25 protein-coding genes are annotated in these 20,735 nt (G+C 66.3%); 2 read left to right on the forward strand and 23 right to left on the reverse strand.

Going from position 1 to position 20,735, the window contains the following annotated elements:
• Window positions 1–169 precede the first annotated feature (169 nt).
• Together ACN6PJ_RS28290 and ACN6PJ_RS28295 are read left to right on the forward strand one after the other, a co-directional pair.
• Window positions 170–388, forward strand: coding sequence for a hypothetical protein (locus ACN6PJ_RS28290; protein WP_276262172.1), 219 nt, complete (start codon window positions 170–172; stop codon window positions 386–388).
• Complete coding sequence (locus tag ACN6PJ_RS28295; RefSeq protein WP_427980910.1) at window positions 385–657, forward strand: hypothetical protein; 273 nt, start codon at window positions 385–387, stop codon at window positions 655–657. Before ACN6PJ_RS28290 ends, ACN6PJ_RS28295 begins: the two co-directional genes overlap by 4 nt.
• On the opposite strand, the gene ACN6PJ_RS28300 is transcribed toward ACN6PJ_RS28295, so the two are convergent.
• The 23 genes from ACN6PJ_RS28300 to ACN6PJ_RS28410 form a co-directional block, all read right to left on the reverse strand.
• Complete coding sequence (locus tag ACN6PJ_RS28300; protein ID WP_427999054.1) at window positions 654–1,187, reverse strand: hypothetical protein; 534 nt, start codon at window positions 1,185–1,187, stop codon at window positions 654–656. The two genes, ACN6PJ_RS28295 and ACN6PJ_RS28300, sit on opposite strands and share 4 nt — an antisense overlap.
• Complete coding sequence (locus ACN6PJ_RS28305) at window positions 1,184–1,660, reverse strand: hypothetical protein (RefSeq protein ID WP_427999055.1); 477 nt, start codon at window positions 1,658–1,660, stop codon at window positions 1,184–1,186. Before ACN6PJ_RS28305 ends, ACN6PJ_RS28300 begins: the two co-directional genes overlap by 4 nt.
• Window positions 1,641–1,970 (reverse strand): hypothetical protein, encoded by a 330-nt coding sequence (locus ACN6PJ_RS28310; protein ID WP_276262176.1) that lies wholly within the window; start codon window positions 1,968–1,970, stop codon window positions 1,641–1,643. The genes ACN6PJ_RS28305 and ACN6PJ_RS28310 overlap by 20 nt, the downstream gene beginning before the upstream one ends.
• Entirely contained in the window at window positions 1,970–2,392 is a 423-nt protein-coding gene (locus ACN6PJ_RS28315) for a M15 family metallopeptidase (RefSeq protein WP_427999056.1), read from the reverse strand. Before ACN6PJ_RS28315 ends, ACN6PJ_RS28310 begins: the two co-directional genes overlap by 1 nt.
• 111 nt (window positions 2,393–2,503) lie before the next feature.
• On the reverse strand, window positions 2,504–5,308 hold the full coding sequence (locus tag ACN6PJ_RS28320; protein WP_427999057.1) for a glycoside hydrolase family 73 protein: 2,805 nt from the start codon (window positions 5,306–5,308) through the stop codon (window positions 2,504–2,506).
• Window positions 5,305–6,714: a hypothetical protein gene (locus ACN6PJ_RS28325; protein WP_427999058.1), complete on the reverse strand. Its 1,410-nt coding sequence runs from the start codon at window positions 6,712–6,714 to the stop codon at window positions 5,305–5,307. The genes ACN6PJ_RS28320 and ACN6PJ_RS28325 overlap by 4 nt, the downstream gene beginning before the upstream one ends.
• 10 nt (window positions 6,715–6,724) lie before the next feature.
• A complete protein-coding gene (locus ACN6PJ_RS28330; RefSeq protein WP_427999059.1) occupies window positions 6,725–7,189 on the reverse strand; it encodes a hypothetical protein in 465 nt (154 codons plus the stop codon).
• Window positions 7,190–7,198: 9 nt separating this feature from the next.
• Window positions 7,199–8,335, reverse strand: a complete 1,137-nt coding sequence (locus ACN6PJ_RS28335; RefSeq protein WP_427999060.1) for a hypothetical protein — start codon at window positions 8,333–8,335, stop codon at window positions 7,199–7,201.
• Window positions 8,335–8,757: a hypothetical protein gene (locus tag ACN6PJ_RS28340; protein ID WP_427999061.1), complete on the reverse strand. Its 423-nt coding sequence runs from the start codon at window positions 8,755–8,757 to the stop codon at window positions 8,335–8,337. The genes ACN6PJ_RS28335 and ACN6PJ_RS28340 overlap by 1 nt, the downstream gene beginning before the upstream one ends.
• Complete coding sequence (locus tag ACN6PJ_RS28345; protein WP_427999062.1) at window positions 8,742–8,984, reverse strand: hypothetical protein; 243 nt, start codon at window positions 8,982–8,984, stop codon at window positions 8,742–8,744. Before ACN6PJ_RS28345 ends, ACN6PJ_RS28340 begins: the two co-directional genes overlap by 16 nt.
• Window positions 8,984–10,525, reverse strand: a complete 1,542-nt coding sequence (locus tag ACN6PJ_RS28350; protein ID WP_427999063.1) for a hypothetical protein — start codon at window positions 10,523–10,525, stop codon at window positions 8,984–8,986. Before ACN6PJ_RS28350 ends, ACN6PJ_RS28345 begins: the two co-directional genes overlap by 1 nt.
• Window positions 10,526–10,528: 3 nt before the next feature.
• The gene (locus ACN6PJ_RS28355) at window positions 10,529–10,978 is read right to left on the reverse strand and encodes a hypothetical protein (RefSeq protein WP_427999064.1); all 450 of its coding nucleotides are present in this window, start codon (window positions 10,976–10,978) and stop codon (window positions 10,529–10,531) included.
• A 1-nt stretch (window position 10,979) separates the two neighbouring features.
• Complete coding sequence (locus tag ACN6PJ_RS28360) at window positions 10,980–12,344, reverse strand: hypothetical protein (protein WP_427999066.1); 1,365 nt, start codon at window positions 12,342–12,344, stop codon at window positions 10,980–10,982.
• 2 nt (window positions 12,345–12,346) lie between these two features.
• On the reverse strand, window positions 12,347–12,928 hold the full coding sequence (locus tag ACN6PJ_RS28365) for a phage adaptor protein (protein ID WP_427999067.1): 582 nt from the start codon (window positions 12,926–12,928) through the stop codon (window positions 12,347–12,349).
• Entirely contained in the window at window positions 12,925–13,239 is a 315-nt protein-coding gene (locus ACN6PJ_RS28370) for a hypothetical protein (protein WP_421442054.1), read from the reverse strand. The genes ACN6PJ_RS28365 and ACN6PJ_RS28370 overlap by 4 nt, the downstream gene beginning before the upstream one ends.
• Before the next feature lie 4 nt (window positions 13,240–13,243).
• A complete protein-coding gene (locus ACN6PJ_RS28375; protein ID WP_427999068.1) occupies window positions 13,244–13,735 on the reverse strand; it encodes an HNH endonuclease signature motif containing protein in 492 nt (163 codons plus the stop codon).
• Window positions 13,736–13,782: 47 nt separating this feature from the next.
• Window positions 13,783–14,721 carry an SU10 major capsid protein gene (locus ACN6PJ_RS28380; protein ID WP_427999069.1) on the reverse strand — a complete coding sequence of 313 codons (939 nt, stop codon included), beginning with the start codon at window positions 14,719–14,721 and terminating at the stop codon, window positions 13,783–13,785.
• Between the two features lie 4 nt (window positions 14,722–14,725).
• Window positions 14,726–15,694, reverse strand: a complete 969-nt coding sequence (locus ACN6PJ_RS28385; protein ID WP_427999071.1) for a hypothetical protein — start codon at window positions 15,692–15,694, stop codon at window positions 14,726–14,728.
• 116 nt (window positions 15,695–15,810) lie between these two features.
• Entirely contained in the window at window positions 15,811–16,203 is a 393-nt protein-coding gene (locus tag ACN6PJ_RS28390; RefSeq protein WP_427999072.1) for a hypothetical protein, read from the reverse strand.
• Window positions 16,187–16,504, reverse strand: coding sequence for a hypothetical protein (locus tag ACN6PJ_RS28395; protein ID WP_427999073.1), 318 nt, complete (start codon window positions 16,502–16,504; stop codon window positions 16,187–16,189). Before ACN6PJ_RS28395 ends, ACN6PJ_RS28390 begins: the two co-directional genes overlap by 17 nt.
• Window positions 16,501–18,681 carry a portal protein gene (locus ACN6PJ_RS28400; RefSeq protein ID WP_427999074.1) on the reverse strand — a complete coding sequence of 727 codons (2,181 nt, stop codon included), beginning with the start codon at window positions 18,679–18,681 and terminating at the stop codon, window positions 16,501–16,503. Before ACN6PJ_RS28400 ends, ACN6PJ_RS28395 begins: the two co-directional genes overlap by 4 nt.
• On the reverse strand, window positions 18,681–20,189 hold the full coding sequence (locus tag ACN6PJ_RS28405; protein WP_427999075.1) for a TerL protein: 1,509 nt from the start codon (window positions 20,187–20,189) through the stop codon (window positions 18,681–18,683). Before ACN6PJ_RS28405 ends, ACN6PJ_RS28400 begins: the two co-directional genes overlap by 1 nt.
• Window positions 20,167–20,625 carry a hypothetical protein gene (locus ACN6PJ_RS28410; protein ID WP_427999076.1) on the reverse strand — a complete coding sequence of 153 codons (459 nt, stop codon included), beginning with the start codon at window positions 20,623–20,625 and terminating at the stop codon, window positions 20,167–20,169. Before ACN6PJ_RS28410 ends, ACN6PJ_RS28405 begins: the two co-directional genes overlap by 23 nt.
• Window positions 20,626–20,735: the final 110 nt, after the last annotated feature.

Below are 20,735 nucleotides of genomic sequence, written 5' to 3' on the forward strand. Positions count from 1 at the left end.
AATGTACCTGACTCGAAATCAGGCGTACGGTATCCCCGTACCGTGGGTTCGAATCCCACCCTCTCCGCCAAGTATTTCAAGCACTTACGTGCTTTGCAGAGGCCCCGAAAGGGGCCTTTTGCTTTTCTGCTGGTGGGGGAAATATTGGCCGAGGTGTATTCTCACGGCCATGGAAGACAACGGAATTCTGGAACAGGTGCCCGGCCTCTACATCGCCGAGGCCATGAAAACGCTGCCGCCGGCTGGGACCGCCGAGGATCGGGAGTACGAGGTCGCCATCGACGCTGGCCATGCCGGCCGGGTCCGGCTGTTCTTCCGCAAGCAGAAGGCCCGGCGCGGCAAGTTCAGCCACTGGTTCTGGCTGGCGCGGCGGGCGGAGAAAGCATGACCGACTACATCAATACCCCGCCCGTGCGGGAACTGTGGGCGCGCGCGCTGCGGGCGCTGGGCGACGTGAAGAACGGCGACTACCTGCCGCTGGGGCGCCTGCAAGCCGCGTTCGGCCTGGAACTGGGCCGCAAGCTGCAGGACGTGCTGGCCGCCGGCGAGCGCGACGGCCTGCTGATAATCGACCGCGGCGCGGTGCCCACGACATACCGAGCGACGTTCATCCTGGAGCGTGGCGCGCGGGCGCTCAGCGAGGATTGGGCGGACTAGCGCGGGGCGGTCTGCAAGCTGCGGATGTACCCCTGCAGGCCGTTCACCTGGTCAGCCCATCCTGCAGCGTCTTTTCCCACCTCGCCAAGTCGGCGTCCAAGGCTTTCAGCTCGGCCGAGACACTCTCCAAATAGGCCGATCCAGTCGGGGCTGGCGCCATCAGGTCGGCCGCCGGCGTCGGATGCCTCGGCGTTCCGGGCGTCAAGCTGCTTGCGCAGCCCCCCAACCCGAGCAAAAGCGGCATCACGATCACGCTCAGCATGAGCCAGCCTGGCTTCGGTTCGCTGCCGCGCCAAGACGGCGCCGCGGTGTTCAGCATCAGCACGATCTCTTTCCTCCTGCCAGGCGCGCTCGATGGCAGCCTGGCGCTTCTCGATTTCTGCCTGGCGAGCGTCACCGCCGGCCCGGTACTGGCTGGCGCCGTACCGATGACGCTCCAGAACGACGCCCGCCACCAGCGCCGCCCCGACCACGGCCACCGCGGCGTAGCCCTTCCAGCCGGCCAGCGTCTTGATAGCGGCGGCGATCATGGTGTGTTCAACCATTCGGGAACACGGCCCGGCGCCGCTGGCGGTGGGGTCAGGACTTCTTCCACCCTCTTGACCGCGGTGCTGGCCGACTTCGCCGCCGCTGTGGCCTTGTTGGCGGCCGTCCCCGCCTTCGACGCGGCGCCCTTGGCGGCTTTGATAGCACCGTGCGCCGCGTCCGCAGCGCGCTCGACCTTCTCGGCCGCCTGCTCGGTCGAGCTGGCGATGGCGGGCAGACGCTCCTGGATGATCAGCATGATCTGACGGTTGATGTCCATCAGGCGTTGCTGCTCGGCCTGATGCGCCGCTGATAGGTTCGCGACCTGAACGTCCGCCCGAGAGAGCCCCACGGCCTGCCCGATGGCGAAGCTGCCACCCACAACCAGGAACATCAGCACCCATCCCTCGATGAGGCTGACCGCGCGCGGGTGCTTGCGGTAGATGCGGTCGATGGCTTCACGGATTCGGATTGGCATTGATCATCTCCAGTCTGGCCTGCATGTGCTCCATTCGCGTTTCGAGCCGGGCCACCTTCTCGCGCAGGTCCGCCACCTCCCGGTAGGCGTCGTTGCGCTCCTTGGCGAACATATCTGCGCGCGCGTTGGCGGCGGCGAGCTGCGTCGTGAGCATGTCGATAACTTCGACGCGTGCCTCGTCTCCCGCCCGCTCCACCGAATCCTTGGAAAGCCACCGCCGCAGCATGAGACCGCCGCCGACGATCGTTGCAGCGATGGCCCCTATCCAGCCGCCGATGCCACCCCCGGCGAATTCTTCGGGTAGCTGCATCACGCCTCCGCGCCTACGCGCTTCTTCCATTCGCGCGGGATTTGGAAATGCGGGCCGTCCTTGAACGTCTTCCAGTCGCCGCCCCACTCCACCGGCACGCCCAGCTCGGCAGCGCACGCCTTCACGACGTCGGATAGATCCTTGAACTTGGACCAGTCGTCCCAAGGGATCGCCCCGCCCTCCAGCGGCGCCAGATCGACGGCATGCCCGAGCCCGTCCGCCTGCGGCAGGTGATAGCTGTTCATCGTCTGGCTGGCGCCCTTGGCGACATACTCGCGCTGCTGCGCGACAGTGCGCACGCTCTCCACCACCGTGAAATCCACGGGCGTGCGCTGGATAGCCAGCTTTACCACTTCGACCAGATCGGGATGCACGCCCGCGAGGCGGGACAGACTGCGCTTGGACAGTTCGAACTTGCTCATTTCTGGAAGCTCCGGGCATGAAAAAGCCGCCTTGCGGCGGCGGATTGATCGTAGAATCGGCGCATGAACTTCGATCCCATTCTTCTCGGATATCTGGCGGCGGCCCTCATCCTAGGGGCCATTGACGCCTGGCGCCGCAAGTAGGCCGCCCACGGCAGCCGCCCCGGGCAGCAGGAACGGCCCGCTGATCGGCGTCTGCCGCTTCACCCCTTCCGCAAGCAGGCCCGGCAGCACGTTTTGCGCGCCGCGCTGGCGCAGCGAGATTTCGATGTTGCGCAGCGGCGTCAGCAGTGCGGCGTCGCCCAGCGGGATCTTGCCCACCACCGACTTCAGGAAGTCGTACCCGCGGCCAGCCAGCAGCGCGCCCGAGTTGCTGTTGTTCACCGCCGCGCCGACGGGCTGGGCCTGCATGTAGCTTCCCACGCGGCCGATCGCGCGCAGCTGCGCAATTTCCTCAGGGCTGAAGAACTGCGCCAGCTTGCGCCCGCCGATGGCGTCCAGCGCCTTGTTGTAGGCCGACGAGCTGAACTTGCCCACCTCGTCCGCCGCGCCGTTCAGCGCCTTGCCCTTCAGGTAGTCGACCAGATGGTCCCTCACGGCGCCGACGGCCGCCGGGTTGTCGCCCAGGCCGCGGCGCAGCGCCGCCACGTCCGCCGCGCTGGCGTTCTTGCCCAGGATGTACCGGTTGACGAATTGGTCAGGCGTCGCGGTCCCTTCAAATACCGCTTTCAGGGCCGGGCTGGCCTCCACGCCCCGCATCATGGCGCGATTGGCGGCCCGCGCCTGGTTGAATGCCGCAATGGCCTCTTCGCCCAGCTGCGGCGCATTGGGCGCCGCCGGCAGGTTCCCGTGGTTCACCGCGCGCGCGCCGGCGGCGCCCGTCTGCTGCCCGAGGCCCAGCACCGGGGTATTGTCCAGCTCGTTCCGCACCACGCCCAGGGCCATCCTGACCTGCCCGTCAGAGGTCGCGCGCTGCAACTTGCCCATGGCGGTCTTCAGCTGTTCCGCGTAATCGACCGTGAACGGGACATCGCCTTGCGCGATGCGGTTCAGGTGGTTGCGGACGTCAGCCGGCAGCGCGCCGCCCAGCAGGTTGTCGTCCAGGGCCTTACCCACGCGATTGGTGAACGAGGCACCGTCCAGCGGAAAGCTGCGGCCGGCGCTGTCGCGCGCGCGGGAATACAGGGCATTGACGTTGGCGCGCTGGGCATCCAGGTTGCGCGACAGCGCGCCGATGGCAGCCTCTCCGGCCTCGATCGCCTCCGGCGCGCGGGCCGCGCCAGATTCGTTCAGCCGGTTGATCAGCGTCGCGTTGTTCTGGTTCTGCATGCGCGGCAGGCCGGCCAGCTGGTCGTCGGCGCTGTTCGCCGCGATCTTGGCCAGGTTCTGTTCGCGCGTGAGATGCACCGGATCCAGCGTAATGGAGCCGCGCGTCGGCGTGGCGCCCACGGCGCGAAAGTCTGCCAGGCGCCGCACGGCGTCCGGCCGCAGCTCGCGGCCCGTGCGCAGGGACGATTCCATCTCGGCGCGAAGGCCCCGCGCGACCTCCTTGGGCAGCGTCGACAGGTCGACGCCCGCCTCGTCCATCAGGTTGTTGAAGCGGATATCCAGGTCCGCCGGCCGCGTGCTGAGACGAGAGGCCACATTGCGTGCGCTGTCCGCGAGGCTGCTGCCAGCCATGACCGCGCCGCCGCCGAGCAGACCGCCGGCCATGGATGCGCCGAACTGGCCCAGCGCGCCGGCGCCGTTCTCGCGCGCGGTGCCGCCCAACAGGCCGGCGCCAGTCGCTGAGCCCAACTGCGTGCCCGGGTTCGCCGCCAGGCCGGCAGCGACATTCTGCCCGAGGCCGGTGGTGCTGGCCGTGGGCAACAGGCCACCCGCCGCCTGCGCGCCGCCGCTGGCCGCGCCAAGCAGGCCCGTCATGCCGCCGCTGCCGGCCATCAGCCGCGCGGCGTCACCCACAATGCGTTCCTGCCGCGTCTCGGGAGAAGGCAGGCCCAGGGTATCGGCCAGCGAGGCCATCGTGCTGCCGGACGACGTCGCTGGCGGCAGGCCCACCAGCTCGGCGGCCGGGTTGACCACGTACTGCCGCAGCGGCTCGGTAACCAGCTGCGCGGCCTGACCCAGTCCTTCCAGGCCGTAGCGCGCGGTAAGGCCGGCCTGGCGCGCCCATTCGGATGGAGAGCCCAGCCCGTCGAAGAAGCCGCGCGCTGCCGCCGGCGCCGGCGCGGGAGCTGGTGCCGCGCCGCCCATTTCCACGCGCAGCACGCCGTCATCGCCTCGGCTGGTCGTCGTCCGGGCGCCGCTGGCGGGCGCCGCGGGCGAGGTTCTGGGAGCCGCCGGCGGCGCGGCAGTTCGCGCGCCGCCGAAGATGTCGTCCACCGCCGGGCCCGCCGCTGCCGGGCGTGCCACTGCGGTCTTGGCGCCGCCGAAGATGTCGTCACTGCCTGCCGCCTCCGCAGACGGGAAGATCGCGCCGGCAAGCCGATCCATGGCCCCGCCGATACCTCCCAGCCCGCGCACCGTCTCCGTCGCCGCGACCAGCTTGCGCACGTAGTCCGGGTCTTCCGCGTAGCCGCCCGCCTTCAGCGCCTCGGCGTACTGCTGGGCATTTTGCCCGGCGTTCATGGCGCCCTGGTACCGGCGACCCAGCAGGCCGGCGAAATCCTCGCCGAATTGCTCGGGCGTGCCGTAGGCGCGGTACTCGTCGTTGCTGCCCGTCATGTTGTCGACCGCCGCGACGCCCGGGCCCTTGATGTTGCCCAAGTTGTTGGTGCCCGGGATCACGCTGCGGCCCCAGCCGGTTTCAAGGCCCCACTGTCCCAGCAGGATGGAAGGATCCACGCCCAGCTGGCCGCCGACCGTGTCGGCAAGGGCGCCGTACTGCTGCACGAACTGCTGCGGCTTCGCCATCATTGACCTCCGAACAGGGGATTGGCGGCCGTCCACGCGGCCAGAGCCGAGCCGAAATCCTGGCCGGTCGGGTCCAGCGAATCGAGCCGGCCGTACTTCTGGCGCCACTTGCGCGAGAACTGCGCGATATCCTTGTTGCGCTCCAGGACGCGCACCTGATAGTTGATAAGCTGCTTGCGGCCTTCATCGGTCTGGTTCAGGCCGGGAACGGACTGCATCAGGAAGTTCCGGTCGGCGTCCGACATTGCGCCAGGCATGCCCCCGCCGTTGGCAGGATCACGCAGTTGCAGGGCCAGCTGGTTGCCGATCGCAACGGCAGCTTCCTTCGCTCCCAAATTAGGATCAACTTCCAGCCCGATGGCGTTCAGCAGTTTCGCGCCCGACATCCCCACACCGGACAGGCTGCTGCCGCTGAAGCCGTCCAGCAGCGTGCCGATGCGCTGGTAGGAAGCAATTTGCTTGTCGGCATTCAGGCCGGCTTTCTGCATCGTGTTGTAGGTCTCTGCGGACGCCTCCGCCAACGACTTCTCGAAAGCCTGGTCGGCTGAACTGGAGGTGCGTCCGAATCGATCCCCCGGGGCCGGCGCGCCGCGCGCGTTCTGCCCAGGCGGCGGCGTGCCACCGAGCCGCTGGAGGGCATCGGCGCGCGACATCTTGACCGAGCCGCCACGCCCGTCCGGCACATCGACCAGGTCATAGCCCGCGTTCGCGCGCGCCTGCGCGTCAGCTTCGGCGCCCTTGGCGGCGGCGTTCGACGCGGTGTAGCCAGGGATCGCGCGCACCATGGGGCCGTTGGCGCCATAGACGAGCTCCATGCCTTCGCCGACCCTGGGCGTGTACTCCATGGCGCCCGTGAGCGGGTTCCGGTAGCTCGCGCCGGCCTCGCGCTTGATACCGTCGGTGGCGTACTTGTAGGCTTCGAACAGGTCCGGGCCGCCCATGGCCTTCAGCGCGATTACGTCCGGCAGCGTCAGGTTGAAGCCAGCACCGCCGCCACCTGCGCCGCCACCAGCCGGCGCCGCGCCGCCGAGCAAGCCAGGGCTGCCCGCGGGGACTGCGCCGGCCAGAAGCGGCCCAGCAGCGCCCGGGGAGTCCGCTGGCGCGCCGCCCGGGGCGAGCATCGTACCGCCGCCGGTGATGCGTCCCAGCGCGGCCATGATCCGGCTGTTTTTCTCCGTGTCCTGCTCGATTTTGCGGATCTGCGCCTGGCGGTAGGCGCGCATGTCGCCCGCGGATTGCGCCTGCTGGAACGCCTGCAGGCCGGCCAGCCCGCTTGTGCCGAGCGCCGCCGCCGCGTTCCCGCCGCGCGAGCCGGCCAGCAGGCCCAGCCCAGCGGCAAGCAGGCCCTGGGCCGCCGGATTGGAAGCACCACCCAGCAGGCCATCATTCTGGTAGTCGAAAGGTCCCATTTCCTACCCCTTATCGGCGCACGCCCAGCAGCGCGGCCAGCAACTGGTTGTTCGGAGCGCTGCCGGGCATGCGCATCCACGGCGCGGCGGTGATCTGGTCGGCGCCCTGACCGCCAAGACCACCCAGGCCGCCCTGGCCAGCGGTCGCTGGGCCGGGCTGAACCGCCATGGGCCCGGCGGCGGCCGCGGGCGCGCCACCGAGGCCACCGAGACCGCCCGGCGTCTGCATGAACGGGCCGAGTGTGCCGCCGGCGTCTACGCCGGGCGCCTCAGCGCCGCCGAGCGCCGCGCCAGCGCCACCGCCCGGGCCCATGGACGCCATGGCCAGCCGCATCCCCAGATCACCTAGCGAGGGCTGCGGGGCCTGGCCCGATTGCTGCAACATCGCCTCGCGCGCGCGGCGCGCCTGCTCTGCCTGCTGGCCAGCCGCCGCCAGCGACTGGGCGAGGTTCGGGTTCATCGTTCCAAGTGCCATTGCCGCCTCCTACAGCGAGCCGAGCAGGCCGAGGCCCGCGCCAATGCCAATGCCCCACGGCGTGGACAGGTTCAACATGCTCGCGATCCCATAGCCGGCCAAGCCGCCGCCCGCGGCGCCCATGATCGGGTTCCCCCCGGGGCCGGATGCCGTGGTGGTGCCGCCGACGCCGGCGCCAGGCTGCACGATCGACGCGTAGTTTCCAAGCTTGCCCCAGTTGTAGTCGTTGCCCGCACCCAGGAGCGCGAGGATTTGCTGGCGCCGCGCATCCTCGGCGGCATCATTGGCCGTTTTCATTGTCGAGCCCTGGCCGATCAGGTTGGCGCCCAGGTTCGCGAAATTCAGCTTGTTGTTGATGTTGTTCTGCCCCACCGTCGCCGCCTGCTCGTTCAGGCCCGTGGCGACCTGCTGCATGCGGTTCTGGGCGTTTTCGAATGCCGTGCCGCGCAGGTTCGCTCCAGCCGTCGCCAGCGCGTCGCTGACGCCCTGCGTGCCCAGCCCTTCAACGATGCCTTGACGCGATCCGCCGAACCCGCCTGCCGCCACCGCGCCGGAGCGCAGGCCAGGCGCCACGTTTTCCATGAAATTGCTGGACAGGTCTTTACCCAGCGCCGCGATCTGCTCATCCAGATAGGGGTTGTTGACCTGGCCGGACAGTAGCTGCTGCAGCGCCGCGGTGGGATCCAGCGCGCCCTGCGCCGCGCGCGCCTTCACCAGATCTAGCTGCGAACCTTCGCCGGAAAGTAGGCTGCTCCCCATGTCCAGCACGCTCTGTGCGTACTTCGGGTCCACGCCGGAGCGACCCTGCAGCGCGGCAAGCCATTCATCCGTCACGCCCTGCATCTCAGGCGTCCAGGCGCCTTCCTGGTAGAGCCGGGCCGCCTCGCCGTAGATCCCCGGGATGCCGCCGGTGGTCGTGGTGATGTAGTCGCTGTCCGCATACTGCGGCGTGCCCGGATCCCAGTATTTGTTCGTGGACTCGCCGTTACCGTCGTAGACCCATCCGCCGCCGCTGGTCGAGATCGGCACCGCGCCCGGCCGCAGCGTCCGGGTGGTCGTGCCGCCGCTGCCCGTCAGGTAGGGGACAACGCCCTTCCAGGGTTCCGATTTCGTGGTCTGGGTGCCGCTATTGCCGCCTTTGCCCATTACAGTTCCTTTGTTACGTTGACCGATTCTTCTGCCCAGCCGTAGCTGGCCAACTGCCGCGCCCAGCCGCGCCGCCCATGCAGGCAGACCCTCTTGCAGCCTTTGGCGCGGGCAAAGTTCGAAATGACGTCTTCCACCGCAAAGAGCCAGTGCTCCATGCCGCGCCCGCCCAAGCAGACCGCGACGAGCGCCGAGCCGAGCTCCCCGGTGGCGATGCGCGTCACGAAGGCCGCCACCGGCCCGGGATCGTTCACCACCCATAGCTGGTAGTCGCGCGCCTCGATCTGCTCGCGCACGTCGTCGATCGACTCCAGGGAGTGCCCTGCCTCCAGCGCGTCGCGGATCCAACCCGCCACCGTGGGCCACGCCGCGGCGACGTCGTCGGACTGAATGCCCTCAATGGTGATCAGAGCTTGGTCCATGCGCCTCCCAGATATCCGTAATAGCCCGCGCCGGCGCCAGGGTTCCAGTACGGCGCGCCCCAGGCCAACACGATCATTCCCTCGCGCGGCTTTGCAGGCGCAACCGCCTGTTTCTCCAGGAACGCGAAAGGTTGCGGCCCGTTCAGGGCTTCCCGGATCTTGTCCAGCTCCTGCTGTAAAAACAGCGCCGAATACTCCGAGGGCGCGTTACCGGTTTCGTAGGCCATCAGTAGCCCCCAAGGACGGTGACGTCCATGTCGAACTGCTTCATGCGCCAGGAAACGATGCCGGTGGATTCGAAGCGGACGGCCAGGTAACGCCCCGACACTTCAATGTCGGCCGACAGGTCCGTGCCCACAGTGAACACGACGGGCTGCTCCCACGTAATCGGGCCGTCCAGGTCTTCCTGCGAGCCCAGATAGATGTTGATCTGCGTGCCCTGCTGTGCCTCGATGCGCGGGCGCACGCCCTTGCAATACTTGATCCGCTCCGGAGCATCGAAGGACATACCCGTCTTTTCCACGCGCGAGACCATCGGCTGACCTTCCGACGTCTTGCTGGAATCCATCAGCACCAGCTTGCTATTGACGGCGGACGCCAAGATTAGCCGCGGCGTTGCCTGCGTGAACTCGTACTGGTTCCAGGTGGTGTCGTCGGTGTCCCAAGGCTCCAGATCGGCGTTCCAGGAGTTCCCCAGGCCGTAGACTATGGTGCCCGACGCACCAGCCGATGCCTGCGCAAGGTCGCGTATCGCCCAGGTACCGTCCTTCCAGTTCCAGATCAGCGCCGTATCAGGCCAGTCGGACCCCGTCTGCGGGACGCAGAACCATGCTTCGTTGCGGCGGATGTTGGGCACGGCGAACGACCGCTGGTATCGGTCGGCGTTCAGGTTGTTGAACAGCCATCGGCGCACGCGCCCGTCAGCGATGGACGTGGTGCTGGCGCCGTCGAAGTTCACGACGTCGCCCTGGGTCAGAATGGCATGCCCGAGCGGATGAGCGACGACGCAATCCTGCCCCAGCGCACCTACCGTTTTGTCGATCGGCTTGCGGCTCCAGATGTAGGGCGCGCCGACGTAGTCCAGCGCCCAGATGCTGTTTTCCTTGTAGACGATGAGACGCTCGCCCAGCGGCACACCGTCGACAATCCGGTCATCCGTGTCTGCCAGGTCGAACTGGCCGGCATCCTTGGTCGGGTCCGCCAGGTCGTAGGAGATCGGCAGCGTGCCAGGGTCAGCAGGATGCGACCACCGGACGCTGTACGGCATCTTGTTGCCGTTGTCGGTGTTGTTCAGCGCGAAGATGAAATTTCGGAACGGCCGCAGGATCTTGGTGCGCAACGTCGCCGGCCATGCCGGCAGATCGGCCGCTTTCACGCTAGGGTCGCCGCCCCAGTACTGGGGCACGTCTACCCCATTGTTTACCACCAGCACGCCCGAAAGCACGCCACCATTCCAGCGATTGGCAGCCGTGCCCGTGTACGGGCCCGAGGTCCGCGTAATGTCCGTGTGCGTTTCGTTCTGGACCGCGCAGAGCTTGTCCAGCCCAGCATATACCCAGTAGCGGCCCAGGATTCCCTGCATCGGGAACAGGCCGTAAGGCGCCGCCAGCAGGTCCCCGTGCACGCGCGCCTCGCCTTGGGACTTCTCGGCGTAGCCGTCGCGGAATCGGATGTTGCGGCCTCCAGACCATTCCTGCGGAGCCAGCTCATGGGGGAAGCCGTCCAAGTTCAGGCCGGCGCCCATGCTCCGAAAAGGGATCATCGACATGGCTTAGCCCCAAACCACCGCGGCGATAGCTTCGGGAGTCTGCGCAGCCTGCACCAAGTCGCGCAGGGCCTGGCGCTTGCCAGTGAGTGCGCCGCTGATCTGGCGGTACAGCACGTCCATGTCTCGGATCTTGATGGCCAGCTGGTCGCGGCTGATGCCGCGCGCGACGGCCGCGGCGTCGATCCATGGCGTATCGACCTCCTCACCAGCGAGGACGGCCGCCGATTCCATGATCTGAACCGGCCACGTCTCGCGCTCCGACTCGGGATAGCCGAGCGCCAGCGCCGCCGTAGCCGCCTCGTATGCCGCGTTGATCTCCGCCTCCTTTTCGGCGCGCAATTGGCCCAGCGCCTTGCCGGTGGCAACGTCATCCACCCATTTGGTCAAGCCAAGGCCCAGCTGCGCTTCTAGGGACCAGCCGGGGTTAACGCCAGTCGGATCGATGTAGGGCATTTCAGTCGTCCAGGAAGTCTTCGTAGCCAGTCGTGAAGATATACAGGCCGGATGCGAAGGTGTTGATGTTGGCTTGAATGGCGATTCCGCGCGTGGTGCTGGTTACGCGGGAAACTTCAGCGATCGAGGCATTCCCTCCGGTGGCGAGCAGCGAGCTTGTTGTGCTCACGAGCCCTGGCGATGAGATTCCGACGCTGACAGTTGCGGCGGAGGGCGGAAGGACGGAGGCGATAAGAAGGGCGAGGGTTTGGATGCCGACCGGTACCGTGACCGTTATCGCAGTCTGGTTCAAGTTACCCAGCCCCGCATTGACGAGGTCGGACGCTGGCGAGTTGTAGGTGAAGCGCCGGCCAAAATTCACGAAGGAGAAAATATTGCCGGTAGCCGTGGTGAACACCGCGCCGAGCCGGCGGTAGGCGGTCCATCCAGCCGGACGGTTAGCAGCGGTCACCGAGGTATCGAAGCCCAGATCCACCGCGCCGGTGGCATCGTTTCGGATGACGAACAGGTGATACCAGGTGCTGTTTGCCCGCACGCCGGTAAAAATGCCGTTCGCGTTGTCACCTGCCGCCCATGCCCCAGAGGTCTGCAAGGTCTTCGTCATGGACGTCGCTAGCACGATGTCCAGCTCGTCGCCCACATCGCGCCAGCAGCCCGCTGCGGCGGTGACTGTATTCGTCGTGTGCGTAAGCTTGCCTCCCTGGCGGTACTTCGTGGGAAGTTCGCTCAACGTATAGAGCCCATACACGAAACGCTTGATGCCCAGGCCAGATACCAGAATGTCACCGATGTCGGTCAGCGGTTCGTTCCCGGGCGCGTATACCGGCAGCGCGTCCTGCCAGGAAGCGTTCGACCCGTCCGTCCGGAGAAACTTGCGATCGTTGCCCGCCTGGTTGGGCAGCGCCGCCTGGAATGCCAGCTGGTTGGCGTAGTCGTAGATTGCCTGGCTGTTGCCGCCACCCATGAGGCGGAAACTCGTGCCGTCGTAGATGGCCAGGACCCAGGTGGTGGCCGTGATGGCGTTTGCCCGCAAGGGCGTTCCCTCGGGGTTCACCAAGGACTTGGCGGCGAGCGAACCGACCTTGAGCGTGGCGGCGCCGGTGTTCGCATGGTTCGCGCGGAACACTACTGCCGTGTTGGCCGCGTAGGCCGTAGGCGCCGGCGCTACCGTCAGCACGTAATCGTTGACCGTCGCGCCTTGCGCCTCCGCCGCCGCCAGCAGCACCTCGCCAGGGAATCCTGCAAAAACGTGCTTCAGCACCGTCTTGAGCAGCCGTAGGTGATTGTCGCCTTCCGACTTCGTGTCCGTGCCCGCGGGCAGCGTGTCGTCCAGGCCCGCGATGTTGGTGGTGTTCTCGACGGCCATAGTTACCTCGGGGTTGCGATTTCGAGCGGGGCGCCGGCGAATCGCGCCTGGTCGTCCGCAAGTTGAATTGCCTGGATCGCGGTGTCGCCGCGCGACTTCCACAGGTCCATGCGGGCGTCGTTGACCAGATAGGGTTCGGCCTCGGTCAGCGCACCGAAGAGGTAGGCGTCCGGGTGGTTCATCAGCAGCCAGTTGGATGCGTTCAGCGCGCCCAGCGGCGGGATCTTGGAGTAGTAGCGGACGTTCAGCGTCCCGGTGTTTCCCGATACCCGGAAGGTGCCGCCCTCGATGGCGTAGAAGCCACTGTTCACCTGCGTGGGGCCGAACTGCAGCGTGGTCATGAAGCGAAGCCCCGCGGTACCATCATCCACCGAAATCGCCTCCAGCCAATCCGGCGGCATCGTCGCCACGCCGTCGACGACGGGCAGGTCCTTGGCGAACTGCCGCTGCCAGGACGTGCGCAGCACGCGGTTCACGCGGGCCTCGAAGAGCGTGATGAAGTCCGGAACGACGGTGGCCAGGTCCTTACGCTTGATCCAGCGGCCCACGGCCGAGATCAGCTCATCCGAATTGGCGAAGCTCATATCTCACCCTTGTGCACTCGGAAATCGCCATTCGCCGGGTCGCGTAGGAACTCTTCAAGCAGGCGAACGTCGTTCATGACGTCCGAATAGGTGACTCCGCGGCGCTGCGCCCAGGCGTTCAGCACCACGATCGGGATGCGGGCCAGGTGCTGGTCACCGTTCGGGGCATGCTGCCGCCCTTCGTTGTGCAGCGCCTTGGCATGCTCCAGGATCGGCTCCACATCGGCCGTCGTCTCGATCCCATAGCGGCCGTCGGCCTCCAAGAACCGGGTCACTCTGCCCCGTTCGGCAGTCAGAATTCGTGCGCTCATGTGCTCACCCGATTGCGAAGTACTTATGCTCGGCGGACTCCCGCGCCTTTACAGCCAAATCGAAGTCATCGAAGTAGCCGAGATGCTTCAGCACCCGATCAGACCGTATGGAAGCTCGCCACTTCCTTTTCTGCTTGTTCCAAAGAACCCCAGTTCGACGAAGCACACCTTCGACGATTCCTTTGTTGAACTGATTCTGGCGGTTGCTCACCGGCCGCAGATTCGCCCATCGGTTGTCCGACGTGACCCGGTTGATGTGGTCCACCTGCTCCTCCGGCCATGCCCCTTGCATGTAGAGGAAAGCAAGGCGATGGGCCGCATAATTTCGCCCACGAATGATGATCCGCACGTAGCCCTTCTTCGCCACTGTGCCGGCCGGAGACCCCACCATGACGCGTCGACCCGCCTTCTCCTTCCAGCGAAAGACCCCTGTATCGGGGCAATAGTCCAGCAGGGACTTGAGAGCCTCTTGGGTAATCGTTTCTTTACTGGGCATGGGTATTGGGCCCGGGTTTCCCCGGGCCGTCTCCTTGGCTGTGGCGGTTAGGTCAGATCACGGATGGCGAAGTTGCCGAGCGGCGCCGTGCATTGCAGCGTCCATTCGGTGTTCACCATGCGCTTGCGGTTGTCGCCCGTCTTGGCCAGGTCAATGGCTTTCATCGGGCGCAGGATCCGCTGGCGCCACGTGGCGGTATCGATGCCGAAGACCTCGCGCTGACGCTGGTAGCGGCTGTTCACCACCTTGTAGGTGCCGAAGTCGCCGCGGTAAACGTCGATGGTCGCGTTCAGCGTCGTGTCCTTGGTGAGCGTGAACTTGGTGGAGTTCACATCGAAGCCCGAGAACACGGCACGCTGCGAGGACGGGATGTACAGCGACAGGTTGGCCTTGGCGCCGCTGTTCCAGGCCTTGGTGGCGGCGTCGTTCAGCAGCGCTTCGGTGAACGCACGCTGCGTGCCATCGGTCTGGGCGGTGTTGTTGGCCGGATCCGGGTCCGCGCCGCCCGCGCCGAAGCTGGTGTTGCCGTAGATGAAGCCCAGCACGCCGCGCGACTGGGGCGCCGTGGCCGCGGCCGCCGCGATGGCCGTGGAGTTCTGCAACGCCGCGAACTCAATGTCCCGCTTGACTTCGAGCATCTTCTTGGCGTCTTGGTACGCCACTTCCGACGACCGGCCATTCTTTCCGACCGCTTCCTGGGTCTCGGTGACCGCGTAGGTCTTCTCCGAGATCTGGGTGCGGTTGCTGAGCATCACCGTGGGGGTGAGCGCGGCCGGAGTCGGCTCGTTGCCCTGGACCACCTTGTTGTTGGTGGGGGCTTCGAGGGCGTCGGTTTGCCATTCCGGGTTCGTGGAGGTGGCTTTGCCGCGACCGATGGCCGAGATGAACGGCGTTTCCTCGGGGCTGGTGCGGTAGATCTGGTCGTCCACTTCTTCCTTGTCGCCGACGGCGTCGAAGGTCGCGAACGAGTTTGCGAGTTTGGCCATGATTTCAGTTCCTTTGTGCGGCGGCCAGCACCGCGGCGAGGGAATTCACGTCCCGTTGTGCCGCATGGCGCTTGATCGCCTTGTCGATGTTGGACGGAGAAACGGACCGGGTCTGGCGCGCGGGCTTCGCGGGCGCGGCCTGGGCCTTTTTCACCGCCTCGGGCTTGCGGTTCTGCAGGTCACGAAACCGGGTGGCGTCGTCCAGAAGGCGGAAGATGCGCGGATCGGTCACCTGGGACAGCTCATCGGGGGAAAAGCCGTAGGTTTCGGTCGCGTGCTTGTTCCACACGGGCAGGCGGGCGTCGAAATCCGGCATTTCGGCGGCCAGGAGCTTGGCGGTTTCGCCTTGCGCCTTCTTCGTCTGCTCGGCCTGCTGGGCCTGCATAAGCTGGTTCGCTTGCGAGAGCGTCGCCGCCAGGTTCTGAGCCTGCTGGCGGGCGTTGGACAGGTCGGACTGCATCAAGGCGTACCGGGCGGGGTCATCTTCGCGGTTGGTCTGCTGCAAGGCAGACTCCAGATTCGCCACGACGGCGCGCGCCATGTGCAATTCGCCGATCTTTTCGCCGTACAGGTTCATGGTCTGGACGGACTGCTGAGCTCGCTTCTGGATTTCGCCTTCCGCCTGCTCACGATCCTTGGCCAAGGCCTGGGTTTTCTGCGTGTAGTCCTGATTGCGCATGTAACCCGCCCGAAGATCGCTCTCCGGAACCTCGAACTCGGTGCCATCGGCAGTTTTCCACTTGTGCACGGGGTCCTGCGACGATTCCGAGTCCGGTTGATCGTCCTCGCCTTCCTCGGATTCCTCCGATTCGGCGTCCTCGCCACCAGCGGTTTCCTGCTCCTCGCCGTCGTCGTCCTGCTCGACGCTTTGCGCCTCCCTTTCGGGTTGGGCGTTTTCGTCGTCGCGTGCCTCTTCCGTTTCCGGATCGGCGGACAAAGTGGCGGCAAGGCTTTCCAGGGTGAAATCAGACATGGTTCATATCCCTATAAGGTTTGACTCCGAGCAACAAAAAAGCCGCGCATGGCGGCTATTCGGTTGGTCTTTCTTACGGCTGCCATCAGGGGGCTGGCAGCAGGCCCGAAAAAGGTTCACGGCGTGATGTGTTTCGAACCATCGCTGTAGACCGCGCCGGCATCGCCGCGGGACAGGCGGATACCGCCGTCTCGGCCCGGGAAGACGGCAGCCGCTTCACCGGCACCCGGATGGCTGACTTCCACCACCACGATCTGCTCGCCACGCTCGGCACCGCGCCGCGCCGCGGCGTCTTCGTGCTTGCGGATGAATACCGGCAGAGCGTCGATTGCGGGAGCCTCCGGCGCCGGGGGATCATCCGAGGCGGTTACCGCGGGCACAGCGGGAGCCTGTTCGGCCGGCGCCGAGGTGACGGGCGTTTCCGGGACTTCGGTGGGCAGCATGACGGGCGCCGCGGCGTCTTCGTGCGCCGGCGCATCCTTCTTCGGGGGTTCAGCCTTCTTGGCCATGGATCAGCTCCTTGATGCGTTGAAAAAACGACTTCTCAGGGGCGGGCAGCCCCAGGATATGGCGCGCCTCTGCGCCGCCCACGACATAGGCATCCAGCACACCCACGAATCGGGTCAGGGTCTTCTGCATGCGGTGCAACTCTTCGCGCTGCTCGGGGGTCAGCTTGGGGTCCTTCCAGACCTCGAAAAGGTCCTCTTCCAGCTGGGCAACGGCGCCCACCAGCAGAGGATCCTGCGTTATGGCCGCGGCGCGGTTCGCGCGGTCCAGGGCCTGGTGCTGCTCGTTGGTCAGCTCGCTCATACGGGGATCCCCACGGGGGCCACCAAGCCGGCGGCGGTTTCGATGTCCTTGCGGTCCTGCTCGCGGGCCTTCAGTTCGGTGTCGGCGGCGTCCTTGGCAGCCTTCAGCCGCAGATCCTGCTGCTTGATCTGCAATTCCGCTTCCTTGATGGCCAGCTCCCGCTCCTTGATGGCCAGCTGGACCTGAGCCTGTTGCAGCTTCACCCTCTCGATTTCGACGTCAGCCTGCTTGGCCTGCATGTTGGCCGCGATCTGCAACTGCTTGCCCTGCAGGTCCAGTTCGGCGGCCTTTACCTGGGCCTGCGCTAGGGCGTCGGCGTTGGGCTCGCCGTCCTGTCCTTGCGGCGTGCCCTGCGGCTGCCCAGGCGGCGTCTGGTCGGGGTCGTTGAAATACTTGCTGGTGCCCTTGATCCCCGCGGCCTTCAGGATCGCGTCCAGCGTGTTGTAGATCTTCTTGGTGTCCACCAGCGGCAGGCCGGCGGCCAGGGCTTCCTTCTGCGCCTCCAGCACGCCCTGGAGCGTCTGGACGGTCTGGGACTTGTCACCCGTGCCCTGCCCCGGCTCGATGGTGACGTCCATTTCGGGGTTCCAGGGCGAGGGGTCGACTCGCACCCATTCGCCGCGCAGGCGATAGGTGGCGGCCTTGTCCTGGTTGTCGGTGACGATCCGCAGCAGCAGGCGGAAAAGGTCCTTGATGCCCGTCTCGGCCATGATGCGCGCCATCATCTTCTTGCGCGCGTCGCCGGCCGACATGATCTTCGTCACGCCCGTGGCGGTCTTGTTCAGCGTGTCGGCGTCCAGGCCCTGGTTGTAGCGGGTAATGCCCGTGCGGGCCTCGCGCTTGCTGTCGTTGAACTCGATGCCCTGGAGGGCCGAGTCTGCGACGTTGGCGGTTTGCAACGGAGCCGCCGCGCCGAGCGCCTTGACGCGGACGATGCCGCCGATGCGGTTGTTCAGCAGGTCGTCCAGGTTGACCTGCCCGTCCAGGACGGCCGTGCGCGGGTTGTTGGCCAGGACCAGGCTGTCGGTGTATTGGCGCAGCATGGTGGTGCTGGACTGCTGCAGCGGCAGGACCGGGTCCGCCAGCGCCATGCCAATCAGGCGGTGCGGGATCAGGATGGGCGACATGACGGCGAAGTCGTGGCCCTCGGCTTCCTCGTTGACCAGCGTTGCATTGCTGCCACGCACGACGCGGCGCCACTCGGAGATGCCGTCGCCGTCGTAGTCCAGGCGGATGAAGCCATCGAACACCAGCACCGGCTCGGTCGCGTCGTCCGGTGAGTCCTCACCGACGGTCGGGTCCGCCGTTTCGTCGCTGGCGGTCTGGGCGATGCCTTGGGTCTGGTCCGCGACGACGTCGAACGACTGGACCGTCTTGACCTTGGCCTCTGGGTAGCCCAGTTCGCGCATATCCGACCGGGTCAGGGCCTTCATCTCGCCCACGATGTCCGCCGCGGCCAGGGTCTTGGCCCGGGCGCTGATGATGAAATTCTCGGGCTGGACGTTGTCGATGTAGGTGCGCGACTTCTTGCGCGTGCATTTGATGGTGACGTCGTAGAGCTGCCGCACGGGCGATTGCAGGTAGACGGCTGCCGCCATGCGCTGATCGGGAGCCATGACGTTCAAGGACCCGGCGATGCGCTGGCGCTGCTCCACGTCCTGCGGGTCGTCTTGGCTCGACTGGGCCGTGACCTCCGCCCCTTCCTGGCCCATCAGCATGGTCAGCTGGTCGGCATCCAGACCGGTATAGTCGCGGGTCACGACCTTTTCTGTCGTGGCCCAGTAGGCTCGCACCACGCCGATCTTGGACAGCAGCGCGTCCTTGATCCACGTGTTGAAGATCAGAAAGCCCGGGTTTTGCTTCAGCGCGATGTAGTTGATGTAATCCGTGGCCTGCTCGGAGAACGCCTCATCCTCTTCGCCCACCGGCTCGAAGGCGGCCACGGTGTCGCCACCGCACAGGATTTCGATCAAGTCGGGCAGCGCGGATTCGATGGTCTCGAAGACGTCCCAGGAGACGGCCTGCGAGCGGCCCTCGGGCGCCGGCGCGGCTTCGCCCAGGTAGGCCTTGTAGTTGCGCTCCCGATCCTGGCTGAAATGCTCTTCCTGCCAGCTGGCGGCCTCGTTGATCTGGCTGTCCAGGATCTTCTCGAATTCGGCGTCGTCTAGCTTGGGCATCAGAAGGTTCCGAGGGACGGATAGTTGATCGGCTGGCTGAATGCAGCGCTGCCGGGAATGGCGAAGGTGAGCGCCAGGGAGTCAGCGCGGTCAGGCGACTTGATGCCGCGTTTCTTCGCGTCGTCTTTGGATTCGATCAGGAGTTCGCCGCCGCGGTAGGAGTAGCGCAGGGCGGTGAGCTCGGCTTTCAGGTCGCCGTCGTTGGGGACGGATGCGCCGGCGGCCACCCATTCCTTCATCTGGCGCCACATGAAGGCGCGCAGGTTGTAGTTCTGCCCGTCCGATAGCCGTAGGGAGCTGTTGACGTCAGCCACCAGGTCGCCGTACCAGACGCGCAGCTTGTCCGCCACGCCGGCGCCGATCCCGATGGTGTCCACGGCAATCTGCTCCGGCTTCGTGCGGTAGGCATCGATTTCGGTCTTGGCCAGAGCGGCCAGCTGCTCGGTGTCCAGCCCCGCGCGGACTTCCTGCTTGATCAGCACGCGGCCGCGGCGGAAGGTGATCACGGACTTGTCGCCGCCGAAGCGCGCCACGTCGATACCGACGCGCAGGCCGCCCACCGCTTCCACGTCCGCCGGGCCGCGCCCCATCGCCTGGTTCACGGTTTCGCCCGGGATCCAGGAATTGGTCACGGAGGCGTCGTAGTTGATGTCGATTTCCTGGGCGACGATGACGGGGTCATTCTTCTCACACTGCTGGCGATACCAGGCATCATCTTTGCGCGGGTCGTCGCGCCAGTTGAACGTGAAGACCTCGATCTTGCCGCCAAAGCGCTTGCGGTAGAACGGGCCGCCGTTGCCGTTGGGCGTGGACACGTCGATCTTGCAGTTGGACGTCTGCGACAGGGCGGCGTCGATGGCCTCGGCCCGCTCGTAGAAGGCCGATTCGTCCTTGAAATAGATCGAGGTCCGGTTTCCCCGGCCGATGTTGTCGCCGGCCTCGCCCACGATCACCGCGCCGTTCTCCGGGTTGGAAATGCGCATATGCAGCGCGTCGCGCGTCTCGTTGTAGCCGACCGGCCGGAACTCGACCGGCAGCAGCGCGATGAACTGGCGGACCTTCCAGAAAAGGGACTTCGGGTCACCCAGCTTGTCGACATACTCTTCCTTGCGGCTGCCGAAGCCGGCCACCGCGCCCTTGTAGAACGTCCACATCCAGACAGCGAAGCCCACGCACAGCCAGGAGACGCCCATGTCACGGGACTTCTCGGCCAGGCCGTCCTCGCGGCCCTTCCATTTCCGATAGCAGAACTCGACGAATTCCGCCTGCTTGGGGAACAGCACGAACGGGATGATGGTGGGCAGACCGATTTCCGCGTTGCGCGGGTCGAAGGTCATGCCCCAGTCGTTGACGAACTCGGCCGGGTGCGTCTTGTAGAACTCTTTCACGCCCGCCAGCAAGCCGGGATCGGCACGCAGGGCCGCCAGGCGCTCAGACCTCAGCCGGTACACCCGGTCATAGTCGGGCGCCCGGAAGTCGAACCAGTCAAGCGTTGCCGTGGCCGCCATTGATCATCCGGAGGTAGGCTTCCCCGGCCTCGACGTTGACGATGGACTCGGTCTGGATCGGCGCGCCGTTGGCGCCGGTGTGTTCCTGGCGCACGCGCTCGCCGTAGACGGTTGGCTCCATGCGCGCGGCGTTCCATTTCCGGGTGGAGATCCGCAGGTCGGCCGCGCGGATCTGGTCGGCCGTGCCGCCCTTCACACCGTCGGCGATTTCGATCATCTCTTCGGCGAAGGTGTGCGCGCGGTCCTTGAGCGCCGCCTCGTACAGCGGCTGGATGCCCATGTGGTTGGTCTTCACCCACAGCATGAACGTGGATCGCGCGGGCCGGCCCTTCTTGCGGCAGGCTTTCACGCACGACATACCGGCCGAGATATCCGCGCAGACGGCCAGGGCCAGATCCAGCGCTTCCTCGTCGGTGTATTCCCTGCCGTTCGGCATCCCAGCGGCTCCAATGAAAAAGCCCCCGCCTCTGGGACCACCAGAGAACGAGGGCTGCAACGAAAAACGCCCGCCAACCTCTCGGTTGCGGGCGCACTTTTCCAGACTTG

Origin of the sequence: Achromobacter sp. (assembly GCF_050285585.1) — a bacterium.
Lineage (GTDB): Bacteria > Pseudomonadota > Gammaproteobacteria > Burkholderiales > Burkholderiaceae_B > Achromobacter.